At 59.4% G+C, this 16,328-nt stretch carries 13 protein-coding genes and 4 pseudogenes; 7 read left to right on the forward strand and 10 right to left on the reverse strand.

What is annotated here, in order from left to right; translation table 11 throughout:
- Positions 1-255 precede the first annotated feature (255 nt).
- Positions 256-1,281, forward strand: coding sequence for a LysR family transcriptional regulator (locus KB879_RS38895; RefSeq protein ID WP_211983217.1), 1,026 nt, complete (start codon positions 256-258; stop codon positions 1,279-1,281).
- A gap of 446 nt (positions 1,282-1,727) precedes the next feature.
- Here KB879_RS38895 and KB879_RS38900 read toward each other — a convergent pair.
- The 3 genes and pseudogenes from KB879_RS38900 to KB879_RS38910 all read right to left on the reverse strand — a co-directional run.
- Positions 1,728-2,048 (reverse strand): annotated as a pseudogene (locus KB879_RS38900) (transposase); the annotation flags it as partial.
- A 717-nt stretch (positions 2,049-2,765) separates the two neighbouring features.
- Positions 2,766-3,935, reverse strand: coding sequence for an IS91 family transposase (locus KB879_RS38905; RefSeq protein WP_211983219.1), 1,170 nt, complete (start codon positions 3,933-3,935; stop codon positions 2,766-2,768).
- Between the two features lie 22 nt (positions 3,936-3,957).
- Positions 3,958-4,122, reverse strand: a pseudogene (locus KB879_RS38910) (tyrosine-type recombinase/integrase); the annotation flags it as partial.
- Between the two features lie 155 nt (positions 4,123-4,277).
- On the opposite strand from KB879_RS38910, the gene KB879_RS40135 reads away from it, so the two are divergent.
- The 4 genes from KB879_RS40135 (at position 4,278) to KB879_RS38925 (ending at position 7,205) form a co-directional block, all read left to right on the forward strand.
- Positions 4,278-4,520, forward strand: coding sequence for a hypothetical protein (locus KB879_RS40135; protein ID WP_249221437.1), 243 nt, complete (start codon positions 4,278-4,280; stop codon positions 4,518-4,520).
- Between the two features lie 68 nt (positions 4,521-4,588).
- Entirely contained in the window at positions 4,589-5,269 is a 681-nt protein-coding gene (locus KB879_RS38915) for a site-specific integrase (protein WP_249221438.1), read from the forward strand.
- Positions 5,266-6,210 (forward strand): tyrosine-type recombinase/integrase, encoded by a 945-nt coding sequence (locus KB879_RS38920; protein ID WP_211982638.1) that lies wholly within the window; start codon positions 5,266-5,268, stop codon positions 6,208-6,210. Before KB879_RS38915 ends, KB879_RS38920 begins: the two co-directional genes overlap by 4 nt.
- Entirely contained in the window at positions 6,207-7,205 is a 999-nt protein-coding gene (locus KB879_RS38925) for a site-specific integrase (protein WP_211983221.1), read from the forward strand. The genes KB879_RS38920 and KB879_RS38925 overlap by 4 nt, the downstream gene beginning before the upstream one ends.
- 42 nt (positions 7,206-7,247) lie before the next feature.
- On the opposite strand, the pseudogene KB879_RS38930 reads toward KB879_RS38925, so the two are convergent.
- Positions 7,248-8,035: pseudogene (locus KB879_RS38930) on the reverse strand (tyrosine-type recombinase/integrase).
- A gap of 326 nt (positions 8,036-8,361) precedes the next feature.
- Positions 8,362-8,904, reverse strand: a complete 543-nt coding sequence (locus KB879_RS38935; protein ID WP_211983223.1) for a phasin family protein — start codon at positions 8,902-8,904, stop codon at positions 8,362-8,364.
- A 341-nt stretch (positions 8,905-9,245) separates the two neighbouring features.
- Between KB879_RS38935 and KB879_RS40140 the strand changes: the two genes are divergently transcribed.
- Both KB879_RS40140 and KB879_RS38945 read left to right on the forward strand, forming a co-directional pair.
- Complete coding sequence (locus KB879_RS40140; RefSeq protein ID WP_249221439.1) at positions 9,246-9,530, forward strand: hypothetical protein; 285 nt, start codon at positions 9,246-9,248, stop codon at positions 9,528-9,530.
- A 239-nt stretch (positions 9,531-9,769) separates the two neighbouring features.
- On the forward strand, positions 9,770-11,287 hold the full coding sequence (locus KB879_RS38945) for a sensor domain-containing diguanylate cyclase (RefSeq protein WP_211983225.1): 1,518 nt from the start codon (positions 9,770-9,772) through the stop codon (positions 11,285-11,287).
- Between the two features lie 893 nt (positions 11,288-12,180).
- Here KB879_RS38945 and KB879_RS38950 read toward each other — a convergent pair.
- The 5 genes and pseudogenes from KB879_RS38950 to KB879_RS38970 all read right to left on the reverse strand — a co-directional run.
- Positions 12,181-12,729, reverse strand: a pseudogene (locus KB879_RS38950) (transposase); the annotation flags it as partial.
- A 392-nt stretch (positions 12,730-13,121) separates the two neighbouring features.
- Entirely contained in the window at positions 13,122-13,607 is a 486-nt protein-coding gene (locus tag KB879_RS38955) for a RidA family protein (RefSeq protein WP_211983227.1), read from the reverse strand.
- Between the two features lie 53 nt (positions 13,608-13,660).
- Positions 13,661-14,167, reverse strand: coding sequence for a YkgB family protein (locus KB879_RS38960; protein ID WP_211983229.1), 507 nt, complete (start codon positions 14,165-14,167; stop codon positions 13,661-13,663).
- Positions 14,168-14,583: 416 nt separating this feature from the next.
- Entirely contained in the window at positions 14,584-15,540 is a 957-nt protein-coding gene (locus KB879_RS38965; RefSeq protein WP_211983231.1) for an AraC family transcriptional regulator, read from the reverse strand.
- A gap of 207 nt (positions 15,541-15,747) precedes the next feature.
- On the reverse strand, positions 15,748-16,197 hold the full coding sequence (locus tag KB879_RS38970) for a GNAT family N-acetyltransferase (protein WP_211983233.1): 450 nt from the start codon (positions 16,195-16,197) through the stop codon (positions 15,748-15,750).
- Positions 16,198-16,328 lie beyond the last annotated feature (131 nt).

Raw genomic sequence — 16,328 nt, forward strand, 5'->3', positions numbered from 1 at the left:
CCGAAACGACCGTCTCGCGCCGTGAGACGATCGGACCTGCAAAATTCTTATAGAATCCGCTGTAAAACCAGGGAATCTGCAGTCCGGACCGGAGGGCGCTATGCGATCTTGGCGAAGGCTGCGGCGATCAACGCAGCAGGCATCGGGGCCTGGAAAGAGTCCGTCTCCAGCAGAGGGCGACTCGATTCAGAGCGCAGCGGGCGGTCCGCGAGGGCTTGCCGGCAGGTAGTGACGAGTGAGGTCGCGGGGGGGGGGATGGATAAGCTCAGTGCGATGAGAGCGTTTGTCAGAGTTGTCGAATGCGGCAGCTTCACAAAAGCGGCGGATGCGCTAGGTTGGCCGAAGCCGACGGTGAGTCGCTGGGTCCAGTGGTTGGAGAGTGAGCTAAAAGTGGTTCTGCTCAACAGGACAGCAAGACGAGTCGCCGTAACACCCTGCGGGGCTGCGTACTTTGAGCGCGCGACCCGCATCCTTGCCGAAGTCGACGACCTGGAAGCAGGGCTGTCCAGCGAGCGGGCGATGCTTAGCGGCCAGCTTCGCGTCGACGTTGGGTCCGCCGTCGCCCAAACAATCCTTGTACCGGCCATGCCAGACTTTTTCTCGCGCTATCCGGGCATTGATATCAAGCTCGGCGTGAGCGATCGTCCCGTTGACCTGGTGAGTGAAAACATCGACTGCGTTCTGCGCGCGGGGAACTTACGCGACGAGTCACTGGTGGCCAGGCGATTGGGGCAGTTTCGTTGGATCTTCTGTGCATCTCCAGAGTATCTGAGGCGGCATGGCGTTCCCACCCACCCCAAGGACCTCGAAAGCGGATCTCACCGCGTCGTGAACTACTTCCTTCACCGAACCGGTCGCATCTATCCATTTGTTTTGTCCAGGGATGAGGAGCGCGTGGAAGTGCAGGGCTCTCACTTGTTAGCGACGAACGACGTGATGACGACGCTGGAGGCTGGCGTTCAAGGTTTGGGCGTCATCCGCACGACCACAGCGACTGCGGGGCGGCACCTGAAGTCAGGGGCTCTGCAGCAAGTGCTAACCGACTGGTCCACAGATACAGTCCCGATTTACATGGTGTATCCGTCGCATCGGCATATGAATGCTCGATTGCGGGTGTTCATCGACTGGGTCGCGGAGGTTTTTGCTCCCTATGATGCACACCAACCACCGGCAGTGGTGCAAACGGCCCATGACGACTCAATGAGCGGCGTCACGGAAGTGGCTGACATCGCTATCCCCGCTGACTCAGGGCGCGGCAAATGTGCCGATCAACCGTCATAGAAAACCGTTCTTGAGTTGCCCGCATGGACCAGCAAGACCTGTCACTGGCATGGCGCTCCGGTGATGCCAGTGCTCGCACAGATCGGGGATCGCCTGGGGATGTCCGGCGCATCCGCGCGCCACTTGGAGTTGCCCCTGCTGCGGAACCCAGGCGCATGAGGGCAGGCGTTGAACAAACCTCAGGGGAGGAAACCGCGGAGTCCGGCGATGCCGATGATGCGGGCTATGGCGATTGATGGGTTAGCCGCATCAGTGGCGTCATGGCTTGAAGGGGAGGCAGGCCATCAATCGGCTCCTGCCATGGCGCGAAGGTCGGAGCAGTTCAGGATCGCGTGGATACCCAGTGCATTCAACGTGGTCGAGCGAGTCGGCGAGCGCAACTGTCCGCTTGCGGCTCCGGATTTCGCAGAGTCGTCGGTAGAGTGGGAGGTGCGGGACGTGTGGGCTCACGCCAGGGCTCGCTGCGGTGGCGGGCCGCGGATGCACGCACTGCGCGGGATGACCTCGATGATGAGCATCGGTGCGCCACAGTGCCGGCAAAGGAGGGGCGGACGTGTAGTGACATCGGTGTCGTCAGGCGCCGCGGTCACCGTCGACACGACGTTCAATAGCTCGCGTACCTTGACCAGGTTCGCGCGGCGCACCGGATTGGCAAGCAGCCCGTAGTGGCGGATGCGATGGAAGCCGCCCGGCAGCACGTGCAGCAGGAAGCGCCGCATGAATTCTCCGACATCCAGCGTCATGGTCTTATGGCGCGTGCGGCCCTTACCTTCTACCGAGATAACCTGCACGCCCTTGTTGGATGCTTCGCCCAGTGCCGCGGTGCGACACCGTTCGATGGCCGGCGGATCAGCCGCCCTTGGTCCTTTTTTGGGGGTATGCGCGAGGCTATATCGCCAGACGGGTAAGCGCGGACAAGGAGGCGCTGCGACGCCTCTGGAAGAACTTCAAGGCGGAGAGCCTTCCCATCTAAGTGAATAATCTTGGTGCATCCGTAAGACCGATCCCGGGGTTGTCGGGTGAGGCCTGGTGGTGACCGAAGCAACTCTCAAATCGGCCTTTCAAAGAACAATGTCCGACTGACGCAAGCTGGCCGGCAAGCGACCGCTAGGGGCGAAGCACGGTGGGCCGAAACTACTGTTAAGGATTGTTTGATGCCTGCCCTCGTCTGCAGGCTGTAAGAGGCCGCGGCGCCTGTGGGCAGGCGTCGAACAATCCTCGAGGGAGGAAACCGCGGGGTGAAGCGATGCGGCGTGCTGTGCTATGGCGATTGAAGCGTTTGTTCGATCAGCAGAGCCGGGAGATCTCGGAGGAAGCGCAGTGTGAAGCGTACGTAGGCATGGCGGGAGGTTGCAGCAGGTTAGGGACAATCGAACGATGCGAGCGTGCAACGAGGCGGCCTGAGGCAGCGAGCACGACTGTCCGCTTTCGGCTCCGGTCTCCGAAGAGCCGACGATCGAGTTTGATGCGTAGGACGTGTGGTGTCATGTGATGACTCGCTGCGGTGGCGGTCCGCGGATACAGGCACTGCGCGGGATGACCTCAATGATGAGCATCGGTGCGCCACAATGCCGGCAGACGAAGGGCGTGGGCATCGCGAGCTCGGTGTCGTCAGGTGCAGCGGTGACTGCGGGCGCGGCATCCAACAGCTCACGCGCCCTGGCCAGGTTCGCGCGGCGCACCGGGTTGGCAAGGAGCCCATAGTGCCGAATGCGATGGAAGCCGTGCGGCAGCACGTGCAACAGAAAGCGCCACATGAACTCACCGGCATCCAGCGTCATGGTCTTGTAGCGGGTGCGGCCCTTGGCCCGGTAATCCTTCCAGCGGAAGGTCACGCCACGCTCGTCCAGGGCGAGCAGGCGCTGGTTGGAGATCGCCACGCGGTGGGTATAGCGCGACAGGTAGGCCAGTACTGCCTCGGGTCCGGCGAACGGTCGCTTGGCATACACGACCCATTCGGAGGTGCGTAGCGGCGCGATCCACTGCGCAAAGGCAGCCGGATCGGCGAGCGCGGCGTAGTCGCCGAAGAACTGCAACTGACCCTGACCATGCGCGGCCTGGAGGGCCTCGAGGAAGCGGCGTCGGAACAGGCGGGAGAGCACGCGCACCGGCAGGAAGAAGCCGCGGCGGCAAGCCACCCACCGTTCCCCGTCCAGTGACAGGCCGCCGCCGGGGACGATGCCGTGCACGTGCGGATGATGCGTGAGTGCGGATCCCCAGGTGTGCAGCACCAGGGTGGCGCCAATCTGCGCACCGAGGTGCTTCGGGTCGGCGGCGATGGTCCGCAGGGTGTCGGCGGCGACATCGAACAACAGGCCGTAGATCACCGCCTTGTTGTACCAGGCAATGGCGCTGATGGGTCCTGGCAGCGTGAATACGACGTGGTAGTACGCCACGGGGAGCAGATCCTCACTGCGCGCTTCGAGCCAGCGATGCGCAGCGCTGGCTTGGCACTTGGGGCAATGCCGGTTGCGGCAGGAGTTATAGGACACCTCGAGCCTGGCGCAGCCGGAACAGCGCAGCACATGCCCTCCCAGTGCCCCAGTGCGGCACTGTTCGATGGCCGACATGACCTGCAACTGCCCAAGGCTCAAGTGGGCAGTCTGTCGCCAGGCCGGCCCGTGGAGGCGGAAGATGTCCACAACCTCGAGCACAATGAGCTCGGCGGCGGGACCTCTAGTCGGAACGCAGGTTCTCGAGCGGGCTGACGACCTCGCACAGCAGATCAGTCGCGACTTGGGCATAGAGCGCTGTCGTCTCCAGCTTCTTATGCCCAAGCAGTACTTGAATGACGCGAATATCGACCTTCTGTTCGAGCAGGTGGGTGGCGAAGCTGTGTCGCTTATATCGCTGGGTAGATAAGCGGCATTATCTACCCTTCCGGATTATGTCTTGTAGCCGCGTGATGGCCCGTTTTTCCGGGCAAATGGACGATGCCGAATAGAGATAATCTCGAACTCCTTCCACCCGCTCCCCCGTCGGGGAAGGAGTCCATCATGAAGTTCATCATCCATGATCAGGTCGTTCTCTTGCGAGAACCTGAAGGTCCACTCGCAGCCCATTTAACATCCTTTGCCAACGCCATCAGCGTGCAGGGCTACAACGTATGGTCCCTGAAGCGGTCGGTCCGAATCGCCGCATATTTCAGTCGATGGCTTAAACAGAGAGGTGTTGGCGTACAGGACATCTGCTCCGATCACGCAACACGATATTTACGCTATTGCGTCTATCGAAACTAAATGCGGCCGATGTCGTGCGCTTTGTGCAGGTCCAGGCGCCACGACTGCATTTAAAAGAGGCGAAGCTTATGACCACTGTCCTGCGATCTTTTCTGCGCTATGTGCGCTATCGCGGCGACATTACGCTGGACCTCGCTGCCGCCGTTCCCGTGGTTGCCAACTGGTCGATGCCGTCAATTCCCCGGGGAATCTCAGCAGACCAGACACGGAAGTTGCTGGCTAGCGTCGATCGACGGACTGCAGTCGGTCGTCGCGACTACGCGATCCTGCTGGTGCTCGCGCGACTGGGGTTGCGGTCCAGTGAAGTGGTCTTCCTCGAGCTCGATGATATCGACTGGGACGCAGGTCAACTGAGCGTACGCACCAAGGGTGGACAACGCATCGAGCTACCCTTACCTGCGGACGTCGGCAAAGCCCTCGCCGCCTACTTGCAACACGGTCGGCCGAAGAGCGCCAGTCGCCGCGTATTTTTACGTGCACGCGCGCACATCACCGGCTTGCGTGGGCCAAGTAGCCTCGGCTCCGTCGTTCGGCGTGCACTGCAGCGTGCCGGCATCGACGCGCCGACAACGGGTGCCCATCAGTTCCGCCACGGACTGGCTACCCAGATGCTGAACCATGGAGCTTCGCTCAGCGAGATTAGCGAGGTGTTGGGTCATCGTCACCCACAGACCACGATGATCTACACGCGGGTCGACATCAAGGCATTACGCGCACTCGCGTTGCCCTGGCCCGGAGGCGCGCGATGAACACGCTTCGGCAGGCTGTTCAGGATTACCTCGACCTGAGGCACAGCCTGGGATTCAAATTGAGGGAGGAGAGCACGGCGCTACCAGATTTCGTCGCGTTCATGGAACAGCATCGTGCGTCTTACGTTACGCAGGCGTTGGCGCTCGCTTGGGCCCGGCAACCCGCAAATGTTCAGCCCGACCGATGGGCGCAACGACTGCGCTGGTTGCGCGGGTTCACGCGATATCGCATTGCTACCGATCCCCGCACGGAGATACCAGCACCGGGTTTATTGTCATTTCAACCGAAGCGGGCTCGACCGTACCTATATTCGGCCGACGAGATCCGGTGTCTGCTACAGGCGGCGCTGCAGATGCCATACCACTATGAACGGGGTGCACTGCTGCCATGGACCTATCATTGCCTGTTCGGGCTGTTGAGCGTGACGGGTATGCGCTTGGGTGAAGCGCGCAATCTCGAACTTCAGGACGTGGATCTGACGGAGGCGATATTGACGATCCGCGGCGCGAAGCTCGGAAAGACCAGACTTATTCCTTTGGATGCCTCGACATGCAAGGTGCTCGCAGACTACATCACGCGGCGGAAGCATCACTGGGCGGGTCGACCGGTATCTTCCTATCTCTTTGTTTCCAGCCGCGGTAACAGGATGGATGCCGGCGCGATTCATCGCACTTTCTATTCGTTGTCGCGACAGATTGGCTTGCGCGGGGCATCCGACAGTCGCGGGCCGCGTCTGCACGACATGAGGCACGTTTTCGCGACGAACACACTTGTTCGCTGGTACAAGTCCGGAGATGACCCGGAGCGCTGTCTGCCAATCCTGTCAGCCTACCTCGGCCATGCTCACGTCGAGGATACGCAGTGGTATCTGAACGGCTCGCCTGAATTGATGCGCGAGGCGATGCGCCGGCTCGAACAACTCTGGGAGAACCGGTCATGAATAATGCCACCACCGTTGCTCCGTTACTGGAGCGTTTCTTCACGCAGCGCCTGATGCAGCAGCGCCATGCGAGTCCACACACGATCAGTTCCTATCGCGATACCTTTCGTCAATTTCTTAAGTTCGTGCAGCAGCGCCTGCATAAGCCACCGTCGCGACTGAACTTCGAAGACATCGATGCTCCTCTGATCGTCGCGTTCCTGGACGAGCTTGAGAAGAACCAGGGCGTTAGCGTTCGCACCCGAAATCTGCGCCTCGCGGCGATACATTCCTTCTTTCGCTACGCCGCTTACGAAGCACCGGCCCATTCCGCACAGATCCAACGGGTGCTTTCCATCCCCTGCAAGCGCTTTACCCGTACGCTGATCCACTTCCTGACGCCTCCAGAAGTCGACGCCTTGCTTGCCGCGCCTGATCAAGGCACGTGGTCTGGCCGGCGCGATCACGCCTTTCTGTTGGTTGCAGTACAGACCGGCCTTCGCCTGTCCGAGATGACCGGGCTCAATCGTGAGGACCTGATCCTTGGCGCCGGCGCTCACGTGCGCGTGATCGGGAAAGGTCGAAAAGAGTGCTGTACACCTATCGCCAGATCCACACGCGCCGTACTGAAAGCGTGGTTGCGAGAACCACAACGCGGCGATGGCACGGTCCTGTTTCCCAGCGAGCGGGGTGAACGCCTCAGCGTCCACGGTGTGCAATACCTGCTAAACAAGCACCGCAAGACCGCGTGTGAAGTTTGTCCGTCATTGAAGCAGAAGCGGGTCACTGTCCACTGTTTAAGACACACCATGGCCATGGACCTTCTTCAATCAGGCGTTCGCCGCTCGGTCATCGCGTTGTGGCTCGGGCATGAATCGGTGGAAACCACGGAGATCTATGTCGAAGCGACCCTTGCGATAAAGGAACAGGCCCTTGAGAAGGCAACTCCGCGACGCGGCAAGCCAGGAGGCTTCAAGCCGACAGACGAGCTACTCGACTTCCTGAACAGTCTTTAGACCCTCCAAATTATGTCGGGTGATCGCTTCAGTTCATCTGCTTTACGACCCGTAATCAGCAGCCGATCGTCGGAGCTCGATCGTGTCACCCGACATAATCGGGAAGGGTAGATAGTGTCGCAGCGTATGCATGGATACGTGCTTCTCAATCTGCGCCTCCTGGGCGGCGGCATGGATGGCGCGATTGAGCTGCCGGGGCTGAGCGACTCGATGGGGTTGAGGCCCGGGAACAACCAGCCACCGTCGAGCATCTTGCCTTGGGCTTGGGCGACGCGCCACCAGACGCGCAGGCGTTCGAGCAGCACGGGTGAGAGCATCGCGTAGCGGTCCTTGTGACCCTTGCCCTGTTCGATGCGCAGGGTCATGCGTTCACTGTCGATATCGGTCACCTTCAACGCCACCACTTCGCTGGCGCGCAAGCCGGCGCCATAGGCGACCGCGAGCGCGGTCTGGTGCTTCAGGTTCCCAGCGGCCGCCAGCAGTCGGGCGACTTCGTCGGGACTGAGTACCACGGGGAGGGTGCGTGGTACTCGTACCGGGCGCATCTTGGCCATGCGTTGAGCATCGCCGAGCGTCACTTCAAAGAAGAACTTCAATCCGGTGATCGCGGCATTGAGCGAAACCGGGGAGATGCCGTGATCGACCAGATGGAGTTGATAGCGCCGTAGGTCCTCGGTGCTGGCCGTGTCGGGAGAGCGGCCGAGAAAGGCCGCGAACTGGCACACGGCGCGGATGTATTGGGTCTGGGTCTGATCCGCAAGCTTGCGCATCCGCATGTCTTCGATCATGCGCTGGCGTAGCGGGCTGATGGTAGGCGTCGCGACTGACATGGCTGTGCTCCTGTCGAGGCTCGAGGCGAATTGCCTCGGTCTTCAACATAGAAAACACCGCTGGCGGTTGAGTCACTTCGCGCTTGGCCGGAGGGTTACCGCGCGAGCGGTTTAGGCCACCGACCCTCTTGCGCCGTTCGAGGCTTCGCCACCTCGATGGCGGCTAACCGGCTCCAACGGTCATCCGCTCACACATTCGCTCCGGCAGGTCGGAAGGAAGAGCCAGCCGCCGGGGCGCCGACGAACTTATATCAGCGGCCGGTGTGGACCTACACAGCCCACCGATAACGGCCATCCAACGAGTATTGGGTCGAAAGCATCACGCTTCAGGCCTCGGAATCTTCGGGAGTGCTCGATTCTGATTCCATTTCACCGTCGCCGAGGGTGGCATTAGCAAGCTCAGCCGTTTCCTTCGTGACTTGCTGGACTGACACGTAAGCAGTCTGGGCTGCGTGGATGGCCGACTTCACGATGGCCACGGTCGACTCCGAAGCAACCGGGCTGGCATCCGAGACCTTCGCAAAAAATGCCTGCAACTTCTCTGCATTGGCGGCTTGGACGCCTTCAATAATCGCTGAGAAATCAATCTGGGCGGCGTTGGAAATCTCGGAAAGTTGACGGATGTAGCTCAGGAATTTCTCGTGCGCCGGCTTGATGGTCTCCTTCTGGAGCGCCAAGATATCCTGAATACTCGTTGCGGATAGCGCTTTCAACGTAACATTGGCGTCGTTAGCGAAATGGGCCCTACTTGCTTGCAGGTTCAACGCCGCAAGCCGCTCCAGGCTTTCGAAGACCTTTAGTGTCAGCCCACATAAGGTCTCCAGGCTGGCACGCTGCGCGGCGGCGATCTGTTCAGAGGTAAGGAACATCTGCGTCTCCTTTATCGCATTTATCTTCAGAGCCGGTACTCTAACCGCTGACGATGACAGCGCAGTGACCAATCGGCTCCGGGATTACACGATGGGAATCATCTGGGCATGGAATCTAACTAACCTTGTTCGATCGCCTACTGGGGGATCGCCGTAAATCTACTGGGCAATTCCCTCGCAGGCCCGCCACCGCAGCGCGATGCCCAGGCGGGGTCGGAAATCCTTGTCAAGGCTCGTGCAGTCGGACAAAGACCGCACGCGATCGTGACTGGATCGACGCGTGTTACCGTGACTACGACAAGGTGCCCCTCGGCGCCAGGCTTTTGGCCTACGCGGACGCCATGCAACGGATGACGCAGCGCTATCCGGAGGACGACGAAGTCTGCATCTATTACGCGCTCTCCCTGCAGGCTGCCGCCCCACCGACTGACAGAACCTATGCCAACCAGCGGAAGTCCGCTGAGATTTTGGGGAGGCTGTTTGCAAAGAACCCGCAGCATCCCGGCGCCGCGCATTACCTGATCCATGCCTACGACTATCCGATCAGAGATGCGAGGGGGAGGAGGAATGTGAGTATTGCGGCACAGTCAGCCGTCGTGCCGGTGGTGACCTCGCGATTGGACTAATCGCAGGACTCCCCTTAAATGAAGTGCCTCATAAGCCATTGGTTATTGAGGCGGCACTACGCGACTGTCGCGCAAAAGCGTCGCCATGTAACGACGAACGAAGGTCGAACTCAACTATTGCAAGGCGGCGCTGGATATGCAGTTAGAATCCGCCCGACCGCGCTCAGGACCTTCCACGAGCGTCGTTTGAATGTGCTTTGGCGGCCATATGGGGCAGGGGTGATGTTGGTGGAAGTGGTATGGCGCTGACGAAGTTGGCTGGGGCCTTTCTTGCGCGCCCAACTCTCTTTATTGTGGGGGCGATTGCGGCTGCTGTGACCCTGGCGTGCATCACGGCGGTAGCGCTTTACGAGATGCGCTTGGACGCGTTCGCACGAGCACGCGACGCCGCAGATAATCTCTCACTGATTCTGCAGCGTGATATTGAACGCAACATCGAGGTTTACGAGCTGTCGATACAAGCTGCCATTGATGGCGTCAACGACCCGGCCATATTGCGTTTGCCGCCACAGATTCGGCAGCGTGTTCTCTTCGACAGGTCAACCAACGCCAAGGATATGGGCTCGCTCCTGGTCACAAACAGTGCGGGCGACGTAGTGATTGATTCTCAATCGGCTCCCCCCAGAAAGTTCAATCTTAGTGACCGGGACTACTTCAGGATTCAACAGCAGTCGGCCGATGTCGGGCTTTTCATCAGCAAACCATTCTCACCGAAACTAGCAAAAACGGACACGTCAATTGGGCTAAGCCAACGATTGGTGGATAGCCAAGGCCAGTTCGCAGGTATCGTCGTCGGGACACTTCGGCTGAACTATTTCCACCGCCTGTTTGAGGGGATGACTCTGGGCGACCATGGCTCCCTCACGTTGCTGCGAACGGACGGAACAATTCTAATGCGACGCCCTTACAACCAGGGCGACATCGGTCAGAGCATTGCAGGCGTCCCATCATTCAAGCCGCTCATTCAAGCTGACCGAGGCAGTTACATTGGCATTGCGGCGCTAGATGGTGCCCGGCGCCTGTACAGTTTCAAGCATATAGGGAAATATCCGTTGATAGTCGTCGTGGGGCTCGCCACTGAGGACATCTACGCCGAGTGGAAGCGGCGCGCTTGGGCCATTGGTAGCGCTGTGGCAGCGCTCGATTTTCTCATCGTCGTGATGTCAGTTCTGTTCGCGAAGCAATTTCGCAAGCGGCTCAAAATGGAAAAGAGGCTTCATCTACTCGCCAATACTGATAGCCTAACGGGTGTGGGCACGCGCCGTTATCTGGATTCAGCCCTCGATGTCGAGTGGCGACGTGCGAGCAGGAATAAGCAGAATCTTTCTGTATTGATGGTAGATGCCGATTACTTCAAGAGCTTCAACGACCACTATGGACATGCTACCGGAGACAGGGCGCTAAGAGCCATCGCTCGCTGTATCATCGATAGTATCCGTCGTCCGGGAGATTTCGTCGGACGTTATGGAGGTGAAGAGTTCTGCGTGTTGCTCCCGAATACAGACCTGCAGGGTGCGGTTCAAGTAGCGGAGAAGATTCGTTCTGCGGTCCTTGCAACTAACAAAGAGAATTTCGGTAGCCCAACCGGAAGACTGAGTGTAAGCATTGGCGTCGCCGTTTTTGATGGCAATGCCATGCCTGGTGATACGGCGGACCAGCTCGTACATATGGCCGACCAACGACTCTATGAAGCCAAAGCCGCTGGTCGAAACACCGTAATCCCCCAGCAAGAACTCCCTCAATTGGCGGTAGTTTGAGGATGGATTTTGGCACTTCCTGCAATGGCTGGCGTGGGTGCGTGATACTTGTGCGAGCCGGTCTGGAGGTGGGGCGCGGAATGGCGTCGCTATACACCAGAGCAAAGTGCTCGGAAGTCGGGGCGCCGGCGTTCGATTTCAGGTTACAAGCGAACTTGCAATTCCTTCGCCTTCCAAGGCGAGCAAACAGCGTTTTGAGTTGGAAGCCCGGTGGCGAAGCAGTGCCGCAACAGCTTAGTCATCGGCGAACCCGGCGAACTCTTTTCAATTCCAATCGTTCACGCAAAGCGCGAGCTAGCAGATGGCCGTCACAGTAATGTCATTTGGATGCCGACATAATCGCTCATCAAGCAACTCTGCGGTTTCGAATGATATGCACGTAACGATTCGTACATTTATTATCCCAGGAAAGCGGAGCCGCGAGCCTCTGCACCAAGCGGCCGTGTACGCCACGACAGCACAGGACGCCACTCCCCTAATGAGAAGTGATTGGAGTCAGCGAGAGTCCGAGGTATTCAAAGAAGCGCTGAATTGGGCTCGACGGAATTCTTATATCGTGTCGAATCCCCGGTCGGGCTCATTCTATGGAATCGCTGCCGCCCGCTAAGTGGAACACGGTTGCCATGGCACTGCTGTCCAGTGCGATGGGATTCAGGCGCGATAGTATGTTTCAACCTGCCATTTACCGCGCTCGGTACCATTGCCGCACCGTTGTGAGCAAGGTGATGGCTTGCTGTTGTGGCATCTATCAACCGGCCGTCACGGCGGAGCGGCTTCCAGAGGCTTGGGGCACGGCGGCTATTTCCACCTGAGAGCCAAGAGCAGTTTCTTGTGCATCCAGGCGGGGAGGAGAGAGTCTGAACGGTAGCTGCGCCTGGCTTGATACCGGTGGGCACGGCAATCTCGCGCTCCGGATTGAGCGTGACCGTGTCGATTGGCGACCAGTCTCGCGTGTCGCATGTCCAGCGACGCGGGTTGCGCTCACGGGCCTGAACATACAGCGCGTGGCGCGCGGCCAGAATCTTGTCGTCTTGTCCGGCGTGGCGCTGTGCCGGGCTCACGTAGCGGATGCCGCTGTGCTGATGCTCATGGTTGTACCAGTGGACGAAGTGCGCCGCCCAGGTGCGCGGCGCGGCCAGATCGGCAAAGCCCGTGGACGGGAACTCGGGTCTGTACTTGGCCGTGCGGAACAGGCTCTCCACAAAGGCGTTATCGTCGCTCACGCGTGGGCGCGAATACGAGGGCTTGACGCCCAGCCAGTGCAACATCGCCAGCACCGTGGTGGCCTTGAGCGTAGCACCATTGTCCCCGTGCAGCACCGGCTTGGTCGCCATGGCGTGAATACCCTCGGCCAGCGCCGTGCGCTTGACCAGATGCGCCGCGTGGTTGGCGTCGTCCCGATCGTGGACCTCGAAGCCCACGATCTTGCGGCTGTACACGTCCAAGCGGGCAAGAGAGCAACGTCTCCGCTGCCCCCTCCCCAAAGAACCGCCCAAGCGACTTTCACCGCAAACGGCTCAAGCACGGCTAAAGTATCAACTTGGTGATACCGGGCTTGTCGTTCTGCACAAGCCCTTCGCATTCGTCATATCGTTGGTCCATCTCATTACAGAGACGAGGGCGCTGAACTGCCATCAGGCTGTAGTGGTCAAGTTATTTCGGACAGGCAGATAGGTTCTTTTTCTATCGATTTCGCCTCGTAGGCAGCGGGCGACAGATACCCCAGGGGATTAGCTTGGCATCGTGGCCGAGTGCCCGCAGTTCTCGCGCAAGACAAATGGGTGCCGGCGCAGGCCTCCATGACCAGCGTGTCGCTGGCCTGTCGTGCCGTTCATCAAGCTGGTCCGACGGGGTGCCGCTCGTGCACGTCGGCAAGCACCGCCTTGAAGACGATCTCAATAAGCTGCTCCGGAAAGGCCAGCCTCGATACGCCGATCAGATTGCTGGTGCACTGAGGCCGCGCGTTGGCGTAGGCTTCTTTGCGCACCTTGCCCGCTACTGCAAACGCCTCATCGACATCGAGGACATAGAGCGTCTCTTCCACCACGTGGTCGAGGGTGGCTCCGAACTGTGCCAGGATCCTTGCGGCGTTTGCATAGGTCACTCGCATCTGCTCCGCCATCATCGAGAAGTCCGCTGGCTTGCCGTTTTCATCGAGCGCAGCAGGCGCGATCATGCCGCCCTTGTCGTCGTGGCTGAGCTGGCCGGACACATAGATCATGTTTCCGATCTTGATCGCCTGTGCATAGCCGTAGTCGTCTTCCGCCGGCACACCGTGATAGGCAGCCTCTTTTCTATTCGCTGCGGTCGTGTTGGTCATATCTGATCTCCTGTTGAATAAGCCGGCCCGGATGTCCGGGTCATTTGTTTACCTCATGACTTCTGAGCGTTGGGCCATGAGCCCTGTACGGAAGCCAGAAGGAGAGAAAGCGATGCAGCTAGCAGAACGAGATCCTTAAGAAGGAACTGGCCAGGCATAGCTGAAATGGCCGGAAATCCACCCGCCGTCGCTTCTGCTACGCCGGGGGTGGTCAAGAAGAAGGTGAGCGTGATCAGATAGGTCGCAGCCGACATCGCCGCTCCCAATGCGGAGAAAATGGGCTGGAAGGCTCCGAGAATCAGCGCTGCTGCGGTCGACAGCTCAAGTACACCTATAACGTAACTTGCCCCTTGAACTCCGAACACGGCGTGCAACCAGCTCATGATGGGGCTGTTGGCGATGAACGGAGCGATGCCGTTGGCTTCGTAAGCGGTGAATTTCATTCCACCGAACCAAAGAAAGATGGCGACCAGCGCCCATCTGAGCAGGGCCAGAAGAGAGAGCGATCCAACGCTCTTTTCAGCGATTTGTAGACGAAACTGATTTGCACGAGTGATCATTGGGGTTTCCCCTTCAAGTTGTTCATCCGGTGGTTAGGAGCCTCCACTGTAGGCCCACCAGATATCGATTTCGAGACTACCTTTGCTCAATAAAATGCCAAAAAGGATCAAAACAGCGAGGCAATCCATCCCCCCAAACGCGGCACGGCCCGGCACGACGCAAGCCGTCTGTCGAGATCGAGATTCAGGTGCTTGCAGGTATAGACGAGCGCGTCGTGGATCACTTTCCCGAACGAAACAGAACGACAACGACATTCCGATCCGCCACGGATCGGGGTAGTTGCTACTGGGCGTGCATGTTGGACCGCGCATCATTGCTAGACCCAGACCCGAATGAGCTCCGCTCGAAGGAATGGCCTGCCTTGCGCCGGCGCATCTAGCGCCTCATCGAAGCTGCACACGGAAAGCGAAGCGCATTACTCGGCTTCGCGCGCCAGGCGGCGCCATTGCCCCGGCGTCATCCCCATCCTGTCGGTGAACACACGCCGGAATGCCGATACGGATCGATACCCGACTGAGTCGGCCACAGCCTCCGCGGTCATTGCCGGCTTCTTCAGCTCGTTGGCGGCCAGGCTCATCCGGATATCGGTCAGCAGTTCGTTGGCCGAGCGCCCCAGATTGGCCTGAAAGTGCCGCATGAAGGTGGCGCGTGACATGCTGCACAAGTCGGCCAGATCAGACAGGTTCCAGGGTCGCGCCGGATCGGCGAACATGGCTGAAATGGCCGGGGCCAGTCGTGGATGGCCGGCAAGCGCCAACAAGCCTGCCGGGGCCTGTTCGGATTCGCTCGCCGCGCGCAGTACCAGTGTGAACAGCGCGAAGCTAAGCGCGTTGAGCATGGCATATCCGCCCGGTTTATCGCCGGTGGACTCCATGCGCATCAGCCCCACGAGACTGGCCAGGTGGTTCGAAGCGGACACGATGCCCTCTTCACCACGGCCGTCCATGGCCCGTACTACGAGAGTCGTGGGTAGATAATCGCGAATCAGCCGATCATGGGGCGGCCCGATGAAAAATCGCCCGCACAACATGTCCAGATGCTCGCCCTGGCCGTCATTCTCGCTGAGCGTCCATCCTGCAGAACCTTGGCGATTGTAGGTAAGACCCGGCGCATGTCCGCTGCCATCGTGCAGCACGTGCGCCGACCCGTGAGGCAACAGCGCGATATCTCCACCCACTAGCTCCCTGGCCGTCCCCGTCCCCGGATCCTCAATAATGGCCCGGCCCTTGAGCACGACGTGGTAGGGAATCTCGTGCGCCGCGGACTGATCCCAGGCCACACGCCATGGCGCACCGTAGACGCAGCGAACCTCCAGCTGGCCAGTGATGTTGATCATTTGCAAGAGATGGCTCAGCCAGTCGACTTGGGACATAGGACCTCGGGAACTTGATACGCTCAAGCGTCTTATTGCGATTGCACACCGGTTGTACGCACCACATGGCCTCAGTGCAAGAGCTGATCGGACACGTTGCGCACCGGCCGAGCTGCTCGATTGCAACCATCTATCGCGACCCAGCCAGGATCATGGAGGATAGCGATGCGCCGAACGAGTCCTGAGGACAGTACCCGCATCAGCGGGTTAGGCCAATAGCTTTCGGTACTGGATGAAACCCGAGCGATCAGCGATGCGGTCGTAAAGCTGCATGCCGTTATGGTTGGATTCGTGTGTCAGCCAGTGCACACGGGACGCCCCGCGACGTCGCGCTTCCGCATAGACATGCTCGATCAGCGAGCGACCGATGCCGCCGCCACGCGCATTGTCAGCAACAAACAGGTCCTGAAGATAGCAGTAGTCGCCCGTCGTCCAGGCAGATCGATGGTAGATCGAATGCACCAGCCCCAATGCTTGTTCGCCCACCATGGCAAGCGCTGCATGCATCGGTTCGTCTGGGTCCAAGAAGCGCCTCCAGGTATTGAGCGTCACGGACTCGGGGATATCCACTTCGTAAAATCGCTGATAGCCTTTCCACAGCGAACGCCACATATCAAAATCGTAGTTATCAATGGCTTTGATCTCGACTGATTGCATAGAATATTCCTGAAATAAGAGATGTGCATTCATGCACTGGCCGTCATCTATGGCGGTCAATTGTCGCTGCGTGAATGTTGCGCCCGTCTTTGGCCCGTGACTATTGGTAAGTACCGTTCGCTGCAACGGCG

Origin of the sequence: Cupriavidus sp. KK10 (assembly GCF_018223725.1) — a bacterium.
GTDB classification, from domain to species: Bacteria; Pseudomonadota; Gammaproteobacteria; order Burkholderiales; family Burkholderiaceae; genus Cupriavidus; species Cupriavidus necator.

Excerpts from the sequence above, each read along its gene's own strand:
- KB879_RS38895 (WP_211983217.1), top strand. The coding sequence starts at position 256 with ATGGATAAGCTCAGTGCGATGAGAGCGTTTGTCAGAGTTGTCGAATGC.
- KB879_RS40135 (WP_249221437.1), top strand. The coding sequence starts at position 4,278 with ATGAAGTTCATCATCCATGATCAGGTCGTTCTCTTGCGAGAACCTGAA.
- KB879_RS38915 (WP_249221438.1), top strand. The coding sequence starts at position 4,589 with ATGACCACTGTCCTGCGATCTTTTCTGCGCTATGTGCGCTATCGCGGC.
- KB879_RS38920 (WP_211982638.1), top strand. The coding sequence starts at position 5,266 with ATGAACACGCTTCGGCAGGCTGTTCAGGATTACCTCGACCTGAGGCAC.
- KB879_RS38925 (WP_211983221.1), top strand. The coding sequence starts at position 6,207 with ATGAATAATGCCACCACCGTTGCTCCGTTACTGGAGCGTTTCTTCACG.
- KB879_RS38935 (WP_211983223.1), bottom strand. The coding sequence starts at position 8,904 with ATGTTCCTTACCTCTGAACAGATCGCCGCCGCGCAGCGTGCCAGCCTG.
- KB879_RS40140 (WP_249221439.1), top strand. The coding sequence starts at position 9,246 with ATGCAACGGATGACGCAGCGCTATCCGGAGGACGACGAAGTCTGCATC.
- KB879_RS38945 (WP_211983225.1), top strand. The coding sequence starts at position 9,770 with ATGGCGCTGACGAAGTTGGCTGGGGCCTTTCTTGCGCGCCCAACTCTC.
- KB879_RS38955 (WP_211983227.1), bottom strand. The coding sequence starts at position 13,607 with ATGACCAACACGACCGCAGCGAATAGAAAAGAGGCTGCCTATCACGGT.
- KB879_RS38960 (WP_211983229.1), bottom strand. The coding sequence starts at position 14,167 with ATGATCACTCGTGCAAATCAGTTTCGTCTACAAATCGCTGAAAAGAGC.
- KB879_RS38965 (WP_211983231.1), bottom strand. The coding sequence starts at position 15,540 with ATGTCCCAAGTCGACTGGCTGAGCCATCTCTTGCAAATGATCAACATC.
- KB879_RS38970 (WP_211983233.1), bottom strand. The coding sequence starts at position 16,197 with ATGCAATCAGTCGAGATCAAAGCCATTGATAACTACGATTTTGATATG.